Annotated in this window: 13 protein-coding genes; 2 read left to right on the top strand and 11 right to left on the bottom strand. The window is 71.0% G+C overall.

Annotated features, from left to right (window positions below; genetic code table 11):
* Window positions 1-8: 8 nt before the first annotated feature.
* From ACIRJR_RS22390 to ACIRJR_RS22350, 9 genes are all read right to left on the bottom strand, one after another.
* Entirely contained in the window at window positions 9-659 is a 651-nt protein-coding gene (locus tag ACIRJR_RS22390; RefSeq protein ID WP_403783503.1) for a CoA transferase subunit B, read from the bottom strand.
* Window positions 659-1417 carry a CoA transferase subunit A gene (locus ACIRJR_RS22385; protein WP_403783501.1) on the bottom strand — a complete coding sequence of 253 codons (759 nt, stop codon included), beginning with the start codon at window positions 1415-1417 and terminating at the stop codon, window positions 659-661. The genes ACIRJR_RS22390 and ACIRJR_RS22385 overlap by 1 nt, the downstream gene beginning before the upstream one ends.
* 52 nt (window positions 1418-1469) lie before the next feature.
* Complete coding sequence (locus tag ACIRJR_RS22380) at window positions 1470-2225, bottom strand: SDR family NAD(P)-dependent oxidoreductase (RefSeq protein ID WP_403783499.1); 756 nt, start codon at window positions 2223-2225, stop codon at window positions 1470-1472.
* Window positions 2222-3193, bottom strand: coding sequence for a fumarylacetoacetate hydrolase family protein (locus ACIRJR_RS22375; RefSeq protein WP_403783497.1), 972 nt, complete (start codon window positions 3191-3193; stop codon window positions 2222-2224). Before ACIRJR_RS22375 ends, ACIRJR_RS22380 begins: the two co-directional genes overlap by 4 nt.
* A gap of 251 nt (window positions 3194-3444) precedes the next feature.
* A complete protein-coding gene (locus tag ACIRJR_RS22370; protein ID WP_403783495.1) occupies window positions 3445-4383 on the bottom strand; it encodes a VOC family protein in 939 nt (312 codons plus the stop codon).
* A gap of 13 nt (window positions 4384-4396) precedes the next feature.
* Window positions 4397-5446 (bottom strand): amidohydrolase family protein, encoded by a 1050-nt coding sequence (locus ACIRJR_RS22365; RefSeq protein WP_403783493.1) that lies wholly within the window; start codon window positions 5444-5446, stop codon window positions 4397-4399.
* Window positions 5443-6573 carry an FAD-dependent oxidoreductase gene (locus tag ACIRJR_RS22360; RefSeq protein ID WP_403783491.1) on the bottom strand — a complete coding sequence of 377 codons (1131 nt, stop codon included), beginning with the start codon at window positions 6571-6573 and terminating at the stop codon, window positions 5443-5445. Before ACIRJR_RS22360 ends, ACIRJR_RS22365 begins: the two co-directional genes overlap by 4 nt.
* Window positions 6574-6598: 25 nt before the next feature.
* Window positions 6599-7561, bottom strand: a complete 963-nt coding sequence (locus ACIRJR_RS22355; protein WP_403783489.1) for a cyclase family protein — start codon at window positions 7559-7561, stop codon at window positions 6599-6601.
* Complete coding sequence (locus tag ACIRJR_RS22350; protein ID WP_403783487.1) at window positions 7558-8556, bottom strand: fumarylacetoacetate hydrolase family protein; 999 nt, start codon at window positions 8554-8556, stop codon at window positions 7558-7560. The genes ACIRJR_RS22355 and ACIRJR_RS22350 overlap by 4 nt, the downstream gene beginning before the upstream one ends.
* A 128-nt stretch (window positions 8557-8684) precedes the next feature.
* Between ACIRJR_RS22350 and ACIRJR_RS22345 the strand changes: the two genes are divergently transcribed.
* The gene (locus ACIRJR_RS22345) at window positions 8685-9617 is read left to right on the top strand and encodes a LysR family transcriptional regulator (RefSeq protein ID WP_403783485.1); all 933 of its coding nucleotides are present in this window, start codon (window positions 8685-8687) and stop codon (window positions 9615-9617) included.
* 225 nt (window positions 9618-9842) lie between these two features.
* Window positions 9843-11090, top strand: coding sequence for an MFS transporter (locus ACIRJR_RS22340; protein WP_403783483.1), 1248 nt, complete (start codon window positions 9843-9845; stop codon window positions 11088-11090).
* A gap of 10 nt (window positions 11091-11100) precedes the next feature.
* Here the strand turns inward: ACIRJR_RS22340 and ACIRJR_RS22335 are convergent, their stop codons facing one another.
* The gene (locus ACIRJR_RS22335; protein ID WP_403783481.1) at window positions 11101-12138 is read right to left on the bottom strand and encodes a LacI family DNA-binding transcriptional regulator; all 1038 of its coding nucleotides are present in this window, start codon (window positions 12136-12138) and stop codon (window positions 11101-11103) included.
* A 30-nt stretch (window positions 12139-12168) separates the two neighbouring features.
* A complete protein-coding gene (locus tag ACIRJR_RS22330; RefSeq protein ID WP_403783479.1) occupies window positions 12169-13224 on the bottom strand; it encodes a LacI family DNA-binding transcriptional regulator in 1056 nt (351 codons plus the stop codon).
* Window positions 13225-13308: the final 84 nt, after the last annotated feature.

Raw genomic sequence — 13308 nt, 5'->3', positions numbered from 1 at the left:
ACGTGCGCTCAACACGCGGCCGTGTGGCTGTCCCCGTACACGGGAGCGTCGGTGTGCGCCGTGATGTCCGCGAAGGTGACACCCGGGGCCGTCTCGACGAGGGCGAGGCCGTGAGCGGTGACGTCCAGTACGCCGAGGTCGGTGATGACGCGGTGCACGCACCGCCGGCCGGTGAGCGGCAGAGTGCACTCCTGCACGATCTTGGGGCTGCCGTCCCTGGCGGTGTGTTCCATGAGGACGACGACACGGCGGGCGCCGTGGACCAGGTCCATGGCGCCGCCCATGCCCTTCACCATCTTGCCGGGGATCATCCAGTTGGCGAGGTCCCCGGCGGCGGAGACCTGCATGGCGCCGAGGACGGCGGTGTCGATGTGGCCGCCGCGGATCATGCCGAAGGAGAGTGCGGAGTCGAAGAAGGAGGCGCCGGGCAGGGCGGTGACGGTCTCCTTCCCGGCGTTGATGAGATCCGGGTCGACCTCGTCCTCGGTGGGGTAGGGGCCGGTGCCGAGGATGCCGTTCTCCGAGTGCAGCACGACGTCGACACCGGGCGGAAGGCAGCCGGGTATGAGGGTGGGGAGGCCGATACCCAGGTTGACGTAGGAGCCGTCGGCAAGCTCTTGGGCTGCGCGGGAGGCCATCTGCTCACGGGTCCAGGGCATCAGATGCTCACCGTCCAGTTCTCGATACGTTTGTCAGCGGCTTGTCCGGGGGTGAGTTGCACGATTCTCTGCACGTAGACGCCGGGCAGGTGGACCTCGTCGGGTGCCAGCTCGCCGGGTTCGACGAGCTCCTCGACCTCTGCGACGGTGACGCGGCCGGCCATGGCGGCGAGCGGGTTGAAGTTCGCGGCGGCACGGCGGAAGACGAGGTTGCCGTGCCGGTCGCCGCGCCAGGCCCGGACGAGGGCGAAGTCGGTGGTGATGCCGTGCTCCAGGACGTACGGCCGTCCCGAGAAGTCCCGGGTCTCCTTGGGTGGTGAGGCCACGGCGACCGAGCCTCCCCCAGCCTCGTAGCGCCACGGCAGGCCGCCCTCCGCCACCTGGGTGCCCACGCCGGCCGGAGTGTAGAAGGCGGGTATGCCCGCGCCGCCGGCCCGCAGACGCTCGGCGAGCGTGCCCTGCGGGGTCAGCTCCACCTCCAGCTCTCCGCCGAGGTACTGACGCGCGAACTCCTTGTTCTCGCCCACGTAGGAGCCGGTGACCCGGGCGATGCGCCCCGCGGCGAGCAGGACGCCCAAACCGCGGCCGTCCACACCGCAGTTGTTGGAGACGACCTCCAGTGCGGCCGCCCCCTGCTCGTACAGGGCGCCGATGAGGACGTCAGGAACTCCGGAGAGTCCGAACCCGCCGACGGCGAGAGAGGCACCGGAGGGGATGTCGACGACCGCTTCGGCGGCGCTGCCGCTGACTTTGTTCACGTGCGTGTCTCCTTCTCTGCAAGGGGGCCGGCGGAATGCGCCCCGACGCCGTTCACTCCGCGGCCTCGGGGCGCAGGGCGTCGGAGACGGACTTGACGCCGCCGTGCGCGGTGAGGCCACCGTCGACGGGTATCTCGGCCCCGGTGATGAACGACGACCGGTCGGACATCAGGAAGACCACCAGCGGAGCCACCTCGTCGACGCTTCCGGTGCGCCCCAGCGGGGTTTCGCAGATGTTGGTCTCGCGGAAGGCCGGGGCGGCGGAGGCGGTCATCTCGGTCTCGATGTAGCCGGGATGGATCGTGTTGACGCGGATGCCGCGGGGGCCGAGCTCCAGCGCCGCCGTCTTCGAAAGGCCCCGCAGCGCCCACTTGCTGGTCGTGTACGCGACCGGGTAGTGAGCGGTGAGGGCGGCGGACGAGCCGACGTTCACGATGGAGGAGCCCGGGAGCATCAGGGGCATGAGGTGCTGGATGCCCAGGAGAGGGCCGGTGACGTTGACCGCGTGGACACGGGCCATGTCCTCGGGGCGCACGTCGCCGACGCGGGCACGCCAGGTGATGCCGGCGTTGTTGACCAGGCCGTGCACCTGCCCGTACGTCTCCCGCAGCTCGGCGGCGAGTCCGGCCCAGTCCTGCTCGCTGGTGACGTCCAGCCTGCGGCACCCCTCCACGGGTTCGGCATCGGTCGCGATGACGTGGGCGCCCTCCTGGGCAAGGGCGACTGCCTCGGCTGCGCCCTGACCACGGGCCGCGCCGGTGACGACGACCACCTTGCCGTGCAGTCCCACCGGACGCGGGCCGGTCACGGCCGCTGCCGGTCACGGCGCCGGCCGGCCGGCAGGGGGAGCGGCTCGGCACCGGGAACGACGGTGTTGGTGAGTGTGCCCAGGCCCTCGACGGTCAGGCTGACGGTGTCACCCGGCCGCAAGGGGGGCGGGGTCTGCTCGCCGCGCCGGCCCCAGAGCTCCGCGAGGCAGCCGCCGTTGCCGCACGTGCCGGAGCCGAGTACGTCACCCGCTACGACCCGGGTGCCGCGGGAGGCGTAGGCGGTCATCTCCTCGAAGGTCCAGCTCATGTTGGACAGGAGGTCCTCGCCGACGGCCTCCCCGTTGATTTCGGCGGTGAGTGCCAGCCGCAGGAACCCTTCGGAGTCGCGGTAGGGCTCCAGTTCGTCCGCGGTGACCAGGTAGGGGCCGAGGGTGGTCGCCGTGTCCTTGCCCTTGCAGGGACCCAGACCCACCTTCATCTCCGCCGACTGGAGGTCACGGGCGGACCAGTCGTTGAAGACGGTGTATCCGACGATGTGGTCACGGGCCCGTTCCGGGGTGAGGTCGCGGCCCTCGCGGCCGATGACTGCTCCCACCTCGAGTTCGAAGTCCAGGACGTTCGCACCGGGCGGTACGGGCACACCCTGATCAGGGCCGTAGACCGCGTGCGGGTTGGTGAAGTAGAAGGTCGGCGCCGCGTACCACTGCTCGGGCACGCCCGCGACACCGTCCACGGACCGGCGCACGCCTTCGACGTGTTCCTCGAACGTGACGAAGTCGCGTATGGAGGAGGGCTGAAGCGGGGGAAGCAAGCGCACCTGGGAGACATGGGGCCCCGGCGGCACGTCGAGTGCCGCGGCACCCGCGGCGAGGAGCCCCGGCAGACCGCCGGTCTCCGTCAGAAGCGCGGTGAGCGAGGAGACGCCCGGCAGGGGGAACAGCGTGCCGTCCTCCTCCACGACGGCTACGCGGTGGCGGTGCTGATGCTCGTAAGCGGCGAAACGCATGGTTCGGCTCCTGGTGGGGAGGGGCGGTGAAGGGGGCCGCGCATGAGGCCGTGCCCACGGTGACGCGGCCGCGGCAGCCGCCGCCCGGCCGGCGGCACGGGCAGCGGCTGCTCACCCGCGGTCCGGGGAGCCGCGCGGGACCGGGGCGGCGGCGTGGGCCGGAGCGGGTCCGCACGCCGCCGTACCCCCGGAGTGACGCGAGGGAATCAGACGGGCGGGGTTCAGACGGGTGCGGTTCAGACGGGCGGGGCTCAGACGGGCGGGGCGATGAACACACCGCGGTCGGGGTCGTTGAAGGACTCCTTGGCGACGATCTCGTTCATCGCGTTGGCCGTGCCCCACTGGTCGGTGACCTCCGGCCTGGAGAAGTCGTAGACGTGCGGGTGCCAGGTGTCCTCGTCGAGGTTCTCCAGCTCCGTCGTGTACTCGACGGTGTTGCCGTGCGGGTCGAGGAAGTAGGTGAAGGTGTTGTCGCCCGCCATGTGCCGTCCGGGCCCCCAGATCTTGCGGAAGCCGGCCCGCATGACCCGGCCGGAGCCGCGCATGTACTCGTCGATGCCCCGCATCTCGAAGGAGACGTGGTGCAGGGCGGTGTGCGGGCCCTGGGCGATGGCCATGGAGTGGTGCTGGTTGCTGATCCGCATGAAGTGCATGACCTCACCCATGTGCGGCGAGGACAGTGTGTCGGAGAGGGCGAAGCCGAGGTGGCGCTCGTACCACTGACGGGTGCGGTTCAGATCGGGGGAGTTGAGGACGACGTGGGAGAGCTTGACCGGGATGGCCTCCTTCTCCTCGATCTTCCGGTGCTGCCTGACCTGGACGTCGGCGGAGACCTCGATGGTGCGGCCGTCGACGTCGAAGAAGCGGAATCCGTAGCCGCCGCCCGGGGTGTCCACGCTGCCGGGCTGTGAGATCAGCTGGACGCCGCCGGCCAGGAGCCGTTCGGCGAGGGTGTCCACGTCGGCGGGGTTCGCGGCTCCGTAGGAGACGAGGTCGAGCCGCTTCTCCTCGGCCTTGCGCAGCCGCACGACGTACTGCTCGGGGGAGCCCTCGGCGGCCAGGAAGGAGATTCCGGAGTCCTCGGTGACCTTGGTGAGGCCCCAGACACCGGCGTAGAAGTCGAGTTGCCTGTCGTAGTCCGGCACTGCCAGATCGACGTGGCGCAGGTGGGTGAGCAGACGTGCGCTCATGGTGGGTTCCTCCTCAGGCAAAGGGCAGGTCGAGCAGGGCTGAGGCGTTGCGGCCGCGTACGGCTTCGAGATCCGCCTCGGACAGCCGGGCAGCGCGCAGGGCGGCGACGGGATCGTCGGAGCCCATGTCGAAGGGGAAGTCGGAACCGAGCAGGACACGATCGGGACCGGCGACCCTGACCAGCTCGCGCAGGACGTGCGGATCGTGGACGAGTGAGTCGAAGTAGAGCCGCCTGAGGTAGCTGCTGGGCAGGTGGGCGCAGCCGGCACCGGCGTCCGGGCGGGCGGTCCAGGCGTGGTCGGACCGGCCGATGTGGGTGGGCAGGTAGCCCCCGCCGTGTGCGGCGATCAGCTTCAGCGCCGGGTGGCGGTCCAGGACACCCGAGAAGATGAGGTGGGAGAGGGCGACGGCGTTCTCGGTGGGCTGGCCGACGGTGTTGGACAGGTACCAGCGGTCCAGGCGCTCGTCGAGCGTGCACCCGAAGGGATGCAGGAAGAGCACCGCGCCGCTTTCCTCCGCCCGGGCCCACAGGGGCTCGTACGCGGGGTCGGAGAGTTCACGGCCCGGTGCGTGGCTGGAGATCTCCACGCCCAGAAGCCCGTGCCCCAAGGCGTTGTCGAGGGCTTCGACTGCCAGATCCGGGTGCTGGAGCGGTATGAGTCCGAGCCCCCGCAGCCGCTTCGGGGCCGCCGCGCAGTGAGCCGCGGTGGCCTCGTTGGCCAGCCGGTACACCTTCTCGGCGGTCGCCTCGTCGGCCCAGTAGTGGTAGTGCGAGGGGGACGGGCTGACCAGCTGTACGCCGACGCCCTGCCGGTCCATCGCCGCGAGGCGCACGGTGACGTCGGTCAGTCGCGGGATGCGCTCACCCACCATGGGGCCGCTCACGGCGAGAGCCTCGGCGCCGTTGCGTCGGGCGTCCAGGGCTTTTGCCGCGTCGTGGCCGGGCAGGCCTGCCACGAGTGCCTCGACCTCGGGGAGCAGGACGTGCGCGTGCACGTCCACGGTGAGGGAGGGGCGTGCGGAAGCGCTCGACGAGGGGCGGGGCGACGGGCGGGCGGTCACGGCAGCTCCCGGAGCATCGTCATGGTGCGGCCCATCAGGCCGGGCACGTCTGCGTCGCGTACGCCGTCGAGCTGCCACTGCCCGATCTGGACGGACGCCTCCACCACCGGCCGGACCCTGGCGATCCGTCGTTCGTAGTACTGCTGGAAGAGGGCGTCGTCCCAGGTGCCGGACCCGGTCAGGAGCTGCGCGAGGACCCATGCGTCCTCCAGGGACAGGGCGGCGCCCTGCGCGAGGGTGGGCGGGCAGCAGTGGGCGGCGTCGCCGACGAGGACGACCCGGCCGCGATGCCATGATCCCTCGACCAGCATGCGGTCGAACCAGGTGTAGTTGACCTGCGCGGGGTCGGTGATGTGCGCGGTGATCTCCGGCCAGTTGCCGCCGTAGGCGGAGGCCAGGCGTCGCATCTCCTCGGCGTACGACTCCGGGGGGATCGACGCGCGGTCGCGGTTGGCCTCGACGACGTACGCGTAGAGCGTGCTGTCGCTGGTGGGGCAGTAGCCGGCGATGAAGGCCGGGCCCCCGTAGGCGAGGTCGGTCCGCTCCACGCCTGTCGGCCGGGGGGCGGCGACGCGCCAGATGGCCATGCCGGTCGGTTCGGGCTTCGCCGTGATGCCGATGGCGGCCCGGGTGGTGGAGCCGAGGCCGTCGGCGGCGATCACCAGGTCGTAGCGCCCCTCGGAGCCGTCGCTGAGGCGGACGGAGACGCCGTCGGCGCCCTGCTCCACGATCTCGGCGGTGACCCCCAGGCTGACGGCCGCGCCGCTCGCGCGTACGGCCTCGATCAGGATGCGCTGGAGCTGCGGCCGCTGCATGCCGACGGTGGCGGGGAGGTCGTCGCCGCCGCTGCGGATGTCGTCCTGCGCGTGCAGGACGGTCCCGTCAGGAGCGGTGATGCCCACCGACCCGAAGCCGAAGCCGGATGCCTCGACCTGCTCCCACACGCCCAGCTCGCGCAGCACACGGAGGGCGTTGCCCTGGAGGGTGATGCCGGAGCCGGCGGTGGCGTTCCAGTCGGCCTTGGCCTCGATCAGGTGCACGTCGACACCGGCTCGCCGGAGCAGGAGCGTCACGGCGTTCCCGGCGGCGCCGCCACCGATCACCAGGACCTTACGAGCTTCGTTCATGAGGGGAACTCCCTTGTTCCTCAAGCTATTTCACGGCGATCGGGTTGATGGGGGAGCCGACCGCACCGGTGATGGGAAGGGGCGCGGCGGTGAGCCAGAACGCGTACGCGCCGTCGGCCGCGCAGTCCTCGGCGAGGGCGTCCAGGTCCCACATCTCCCCGATGAGCAGGCCGATGTTGGGGATGGCGACCTGGTGCAGCGGCTGGAAGGCGATGTCGAACTCGTTGGGCCGCACCTCGAAGCCCCAGGTGTCGGTGGCGATCGCGGCGATCTCGGTTCCGTGCAGCCAGCCGGCGGTGGTGAAGGAGAGGCCGGGGGCGGGCCCGCCCGCGTACTCGCCCCAGCCCTCGCGGCGGGCACGGGCGAGCCGGCCGGTACGGACCAGCACGATGTCCCCGCGGCCGACAGCCACGCCCTGGGCTTCGGCGGTGGCCGTCAGGTGTTCCTCGGTGATCGCGAATCCGTCGGGCAGCTCACCGTCCTCACCGATCGTGCGGCCGACGTCCAGGAGCACACCGCGACCGGCGACGTGCGGGGCCATGTGCTCGATGCCGGTGACCAGGTCGCCCTCGGAGGTGACGGTCTTCGCCGCGTCCCGGCCGTTCCACGTCTTGCCGTGGTCGAAGATGTGGCCGAGCCCGTCCCACTGGGTCGAGCACTGCAACGGCATCGCGATGACGTCGTCGGCCCCGCCGAGCCCGTGCGGGAAACCCTGCAGGCCGAGTGCGGCGTCGGTGCCGGTGTCCAGCATGGTGTGGACCGGATTGGTGCGGCGGCGCCAGCCGTTCTGGGGGCCGTTCATGTCGAAGCTCTGGGCGAGCGAGAAGCTGGCGCCCCGGCGGATGAGCGCGGCGGCCTCGCGACGCTTCGACTCGTCCAGGAAGTTGAGGGTGCCCAGCACGTCGTCCTCACCCCAGCGTCCCCAGTTGGAGTACGCCTTCACGGCCTCGGCTATCGAGCCCTCGGGATCGGTGCGGTCGAGGGTCATGACGCCTCCGCGACACAACGGGTGCGCTGGGCGCCGAGGCCGGTGATGGAGCCGTCCATGACGTCGCCGTCGCGCAGCAGCCGTCCCCAGTGCATGCCGTTGCCGGCCGGGGAGCCGGTCAGTACCAGGTCACCGGGCAGGAGCTCTGCGGTCTGCGAGGCGTAGGACACCATGCGCGCGACGTCGAAGATCATGTCCTTGGTGGACTCGTCCTGCATCGTCTCGCCGTTCAGCTTCAGCACGAGGCGCAGGTCGCCGGTGTCCGCGACCGACTCGGCCGGCACGATCCAGGGGCCGAGCGGGGTGAATCCGGGTGCGTTCTTGCTGCGCAGCCAGTCGGTGCCGATCTGCGGCATGTCCCGGCGGAACACGGTCGCACGGTCGGTCAGGTCGTTGGCGATCGTGTAGCCGGCGACGTGGCCGAGGGCGTCCTCCACGGACACCCGGTGAGCCGGCCGTCCGATGACGGCCACGAGCTCCAGCTCCCAGTCGGGCTTCGCGGCCCAGGACGGGAGCACGACGTCGTCGTAGGGGCCGGTGACCGCGCTCGGCAGGCCGATGAAGACGTAGGGCAGGTCCTCGTCCGCCCTGCGGTCCATGATCTCCGCGGCCTCCGCGCGCCGTTCCTCCTCCGAGCGGTCGTCGCCCGGCGCCCGGTGCGCGACATGCAGGTCGATCACGTGCTGCCGGTAGTTGGCCCCGGACTGGAACACCTGCCGCGGCTCGACCGGTGCGTGCACCCGGAAGTCCGCCAGTGGCCGTCGCTCCAGCTCGCTGTCGCCGGCCAGCGCCGTGAGCCGCCCCGCGGCCGTGTCCCAGTTCTCCAGGAGCCTCCGGACGGACAGGGACTCGTCACCGAAGGCGGTACGCAGGTCGACCGCCTGGGCGTCCGCCGTCACGAGCGCCGGGAAGGCCGGGCCGTCCGGTGCCGAGAGCGTGGCCAGAGCGAACGGCCCGGCGAACAGCGCGGACGAGGATGCAGATTTCACGAACATGTCCTCCTGATTGCGATGTGACTAATCTGGACCCAGCACCCGGGATCACGGAAATCAATTCTGTGGATGACTGTCATCCACCGTGTTTATTCCTGCCTGGTCAGCGCCTTACCGCAAAGGGAAAACTCGTGAATCTGGCCCGCCTCGACCTCAACCTCGTCGTCGCCCTGCGTGCCCTGCTGGAGGAACGCAACGTCACCCGCGCCGGGGAGCGCGTCGGGCTCAGCCAGCCCGCCATGAGCGCCTCTCTGGCCAGGCTGCGCCGCCACTTCGGTGACGACCTGCTCGCCCGTGTCGGCGGCCACTACGAACTCACCGCTCTCGGGCAGGTTCTCCTGCTCCGCACTTCCACCGCCTACGAAGTGATGGAACGCCTCTTCGCGAGCCAGGCCGACTTCGATCCGGGCAGTGAGAAGCGCGAGTTCAAGCTCGTGGCATCCGACTACGCGGTCGCCGTGTTCGGCGCCGAGCTCGCCCGGGTCGTCCACGAGGAGGCGCCCGGCATCCGGCTGCGCTTCGTCCAGACCCCGCCCACCGTGGTCGACGACACGGCCACACTGCTGAGCACCACCGACGGCCTGCTCATGCCGCACGGCGTCATCAGTGACTTCCCCGCCACCGACCTCTACGAGGACAGATGGGTCTTCCTCGTCGCGGACGACCATCCGAGCGTGGAAGACCGGCTCACCCGGAACGACCTGGGGCGGTTGCCGTGGGTCACCTACCAACGGACCTACGACGCCCCCGCCGTGCGCCAGCTCGGCATGCTGGGCATCGAGCCGCGCGTGGAAGTGTCCGTCGACAGCTTCCAGCTGCTTCCGCTGCTGGTGGCGGGCACCCGGCGCATCGCCCTGATCCAGGAGCGCCTCGCCCGGCTCCTCGCGCCGCTGGCCGCGGTGCACGTGGTGCAGCCGCCCTACGAAGCGGTTCCACTGCGGGAGGCGATGTGGTGGCACCCGGTGCACACGCACGACGCGGCCCACATCTGGCTGCGTGAGACGACTGCCCGGGTGGGCAGGCGCATGGCGGACGTGCCCGGGGCACCGTCCGCCGCGGACTGACGCATGCGCGTCCCTGTGGCCACCGGCGAAGCCTGGCCGGGAAACGCCGCACCATCCACGGCGTGGATCGACGCCATCCGGAACCCGGATCGCGCGGGGGGTGGGCAGCGCGGCGCCCGGACCGCATAGTCAGGGCAATCACGCGCCCATACGCAGCGATCTCCGGCCATCGGACTCGCTCGCTTCACGGCGCGGCCTTCCCGCCTCGCATCCTGGAGTACCGCCATGCCGGTTTCTGCTGACCCGCCTGTCAGTGAGCGCGATGACCACCCGGCTGTGACGGGGAGGCTGCCGGCCGCTCTGCTGATGGCCGGCAGTTGTCTGCCCATCCTCGGCGCGGTGCTGCTCGCCCCGGTCCTGCCACGCATGCAGGACCACTTCGAGGGTGTACCGGGCAGCGAGGCGCTGGTCCCGCTGGTGCTGACGGTCCCCGCGCTGTCACTGGCTCTCCTCGCCCCGTTCGCGGGTGTCATCGTCGATCGGCTCGGCCGCAAACGACTGTTGGTCGTGGCGACGGTCCTGTACACGCTGTTCGGGACGGTGCCGCTGTGGCTGGACTCCCTGCCCGGCATCGTGGTCAGCCGCGTGCTGCTGGGGATCGCGGAAGCCGCCGTCATGACCTGTTGCACCACCCTGATCGGCGACTACTACACCGGCAAGGTCCGTGACCGCTATCTGGCCCTGCAGACGATGTGCGCGTCGGCATCCGCCACCGTCTTCTTCGTGTTCGGAGGCGCCCTGGGAGCGGTCAGCTGGCGTGCGCCCTTCTGGCTGTACGCGGTGGGTCTGCTGCTGGCCCCGGTCATGGCCCGGGTACTGCCGGCTCCGGAGCCCGGCGCCGCGCGCGGGGCGGGGGAGGAGCGCGCCGAGCCGGGGAGGCGGCCCTTTCCGGTGCGCCGGATGGCCGGCCTGTGCCTGCTGACCGTGTTCGGCGCGGTCGTCTTCTACGCCGTCCCCGTGGAGATGTCCTACCTCCTCGACGACTTGGGTGTGGATTCCACCGGCGTCATCGGAGCGGTCACGGCGATCGCCAGCGCCGCCACCGTCGTCGGCTCGGTCGTCTTCACCCGGCTCACCGACCGGCCGCGACGCCGGCTGCCGGCACTCTTCCTCTTGTGTGCCGCAGGCTTCGTCGTCATGGGAACCGCCGAGAGCCTCCCCCTGCTGATCGCGGGCGCCGTGCTGAACTGCGTCGGGACGGGACTGCTCCTGCCCTCGTTGCTGACGCTGGCGATGTCCCGGCTCGACTTCGCCGACCGAGGGCGCGGTACCGGACTGTGGACGGCGGCGTTCTTCTTCGGTGAGTTCCTCTGCCCACTGATCCTCCTGGGGGGCAAGGAGGTCCTGGGCGACCTGGCATCGGCCGTCGGACTGCTCGGACTTGTCACCCTGCTGGTCTCGGCCGCACTGCTGCCCTTCACACGCCGTACGACGCGGCGGGAGCTGCGTCATCATGCTCCTGAACAGCCCTGACCGCCCCGGCTCACCGCGCCGGCACGGCCAGGGTCGACCGGCGCACGACCAGTTCCGGCCGCAGTACGACGTGGGCGTGTTCGTGGCCGGCGCCGCAGGTCGTCTCCTCGACGAGCAGACGGCCGGCCTGCCGCCCCATCGCCACGGCAGGCCGTCGCACCGAGGTGAGGGGGACGACGGCGGACGCGGCGTACTCGATGTCGTCGTAGCCGACCACCGCGAGATCCTCCGGCACCCTCAGCCCAGCCTCGTACAGAGCCTGGAGCACACCCAGGGCAAGCAGGTCGTCGGCGCAGAAGACGGCGGAGGGGCGGTGGGGGAGCCCGAGGATGCGGTGCCCCGCGTCCTTGCCCGCGCTCACGGTGAGGTCCGCGCACGTGACCTCTCTGAGGGCCGTGCGCGCGAGTCCGGCCTGGGTGACGGCGTCGACGGCTCCCGTGCGGCGGTCCCGTACCTGCTGGAGGCCGGGACCGCTGACGTAGGCGATGGAGCGGTGCCCCTGGTCGATCAGGTGGCGCACCGCGGCGTGCCCGCCCGCCACATCGTCGATGCCGACGGAGCAGGCGCCGGGCCGGGGGCCGCACCGGTCGGCGACGACGTAGGGAACAGCGTGCCGGTGGAAGGCGGCCGCCGTGCGCCCGGCGGCCTCGCCAGAGGTCAGTACGGCGCCGCGGATCCGGTGCGAGGTGATCAGGGAGAGGTGGTGCGCCTCCTCCTCCCGGCCGCGGGTGCCGGTGCAGACCATCACACCGAGGCCGGCCTCGCGGGCGGCCTGTTCCACGCCTGTGGCCAGGGCGGCGGAGAACGGGTGAGTCAGATCCGGCACGAGAACCGCGAGGATCCGGGCCGCCCAGCCGTGCAGTTGCCGGGCTCCTTCCGTCCTCACGTAGCCCAACGAGTCGATCACCGCCAGCACTCGGGCCAGTGTGGGCCCGGCGACGAGTTCCGGGCGGTTGAGCGCGTTGGAAACGGTGCCGAGGGAGACGTCGGCCTCGAGCGCGACATCCTTCATGCCCACTCTGCGGCGTGCGGCCTTCTCATGGGTCATCAGGATCCTCTGCACGGTCCTCGGGTCACGTCACATCGGAGAGTGCGCGGCAGGCCCGCTTCCGGCCACGGCCTGACCGCCGTTCAGGGCGGCGGTGCTGCCGCGCACCACCAGGCGCGGTGTCATGGAGGTCTGCATCGCCCTGTCGCGTCGTCCCTCCACGCGCTCGATGAGCATGCGGGCGGCGGAGGAGCCCATGGTGTGCCCGGCCTGGTCGACGCTGGTGAGCTGGACGGGGGCCAGTGCGGCGAGGGCGGTGTTGTTGTAACCGACGAGCGAGACGTCGTCCGGGATGCGCAGCCCGAGCTCGTGGGCCGCCCGGTAGATGCCCAGGGCGGCGACGTCGGCGCCGGTCATGACGGCGGTCGGCCGCCGCTCGGCGGTCAGCAGGGTCAAGCCTGCCTTGAAGCCGCCGTCGTCGGAGTACGCGGCGTGGTGGACGCGTACGCGCTCGGCGAGGCCGTGGCGTTCCATGGCGGCTCGGTAGCCGTCGGCGAGGACGACCTCCGGCGTGCGTCTCCACTGGTTGGCCTTGGTGCCCGGGGCGGAGACCAGGGCGATGTCCCGGTGGCCGAGCGCCACGAGATGGTCCACCACCAGCTCGGCGCCGGTGTCGTCGGCGTCGACCACCGAGTCGTGGATGTCGGTGCCGTCGTGATGGCCGATGACCACGGTCGGAGTGGCCGCCGCCGTCGCCAGCACCTCGGCACGCGAGGTCCCCGGCGCGATGAGGACCAAGCCGTCCATCTGGCGGTCGACCATCGAACGGATCGTCTTCGCCTGCTCGTCCGGGTCGAAGCCGGCCGCGCCGATCAGCACCGTGTACTCGCTGGTGCGGAGCTCCTCCTGGATGCCGTCGAGGATGTCGGCGAAGAAGGCGTTGCGGACGTTGTCCAGCAGCACGCCGATCGTGTACGTCCGCCCACGCATGCCGCGGGCAGCCGCCTGTGGGCGGTAGTCCAGCTCGGCGATGCTGGCCCGCACCCTCTGCTGCATGCCCGGGCTCACCCCGTAGGCGTTGCGCAACACCTTGGACACCGCGGCGACGGACACGCCCGCATGCCGCGCGACGTCGGTGATGGTCACACGCTTGTTCTGCTTCGGTGCGGTGGACCCGCCCATCCTCAGTACTCCGGATCTCCTAGGCGTTGGTGCAACGGTCTACATGAT

Source organism: Streptomyces sp. NPDC102402 (genome assembly GCF_044765765.1).
Taxonomy (GTDB): Bacteria; Actinomycetota; Actinomycetes; order Streptomycetales; family Streptomycetaceae; genus Streptomyces.
This window is presented reverse-complemented; position numbering and strand designations above follow the sequence as displayed.

Coding starts and splice junctions, on each gene's coding strand:
- ACIRJR_RS22390 (WP_403783503.1), bottom strand. CDS start 659: ATGCCCTGGACCCGTGAGCAGATGGCCTCCCGCGCAGCCCAAGAGCTT.
- ACIRJR_RS22360 (WP_403783491.1), bottom strand. CDS start 6,573: ATGAACGAAGCTCGTAAGGTCCTGGTGATCGGTGGCGGCGCCGCCGGG.
- ACIRJR_RS22375 (WP_403783497.1), bottom strand. CDS start 3,193: ATGCGTTTCGCCGCTTACGAGCATCAGCACCGCCACCGCGTAGCCGTC.
- ACIRJR_RS22355 (WP_403783489.1), bottom strand. CDS start 7,561: ATGACCCTCGACCGCACCGATCCCGAGGGCTCGATAGCCGAGGCCGTG.
- ACIRJR_RS22335 (WP_403783481.1), bottom strand. CDS start 12,138: ATGACCCATGAGAAGGCCGCACGCCGCAGAGTGGGCATGAAGGATGTC.
- ACIRJR_RS22350 (WP_403783487.1), bottom strand. CDS start 8,556: ATGTTCGTGAAATCTGCATCCTCGTCCGCGCTGTTCGCCGGGCCGTTC.
- ACIRJR_RS22340 (WP_403783483.1), top strand. CDS start 9,843: ATGCCGGTTTCTGCTGACCCGCCTGTCAGTGAGCGCGATGACCACCCG.
- ACIRJR_RS22370 (WP_403783495.1), bottom strand. CDS start 4,383: ATGAGCGCACGTCTGCTCACCCACCTGCGCCACGTCGATCTGGCAGTG.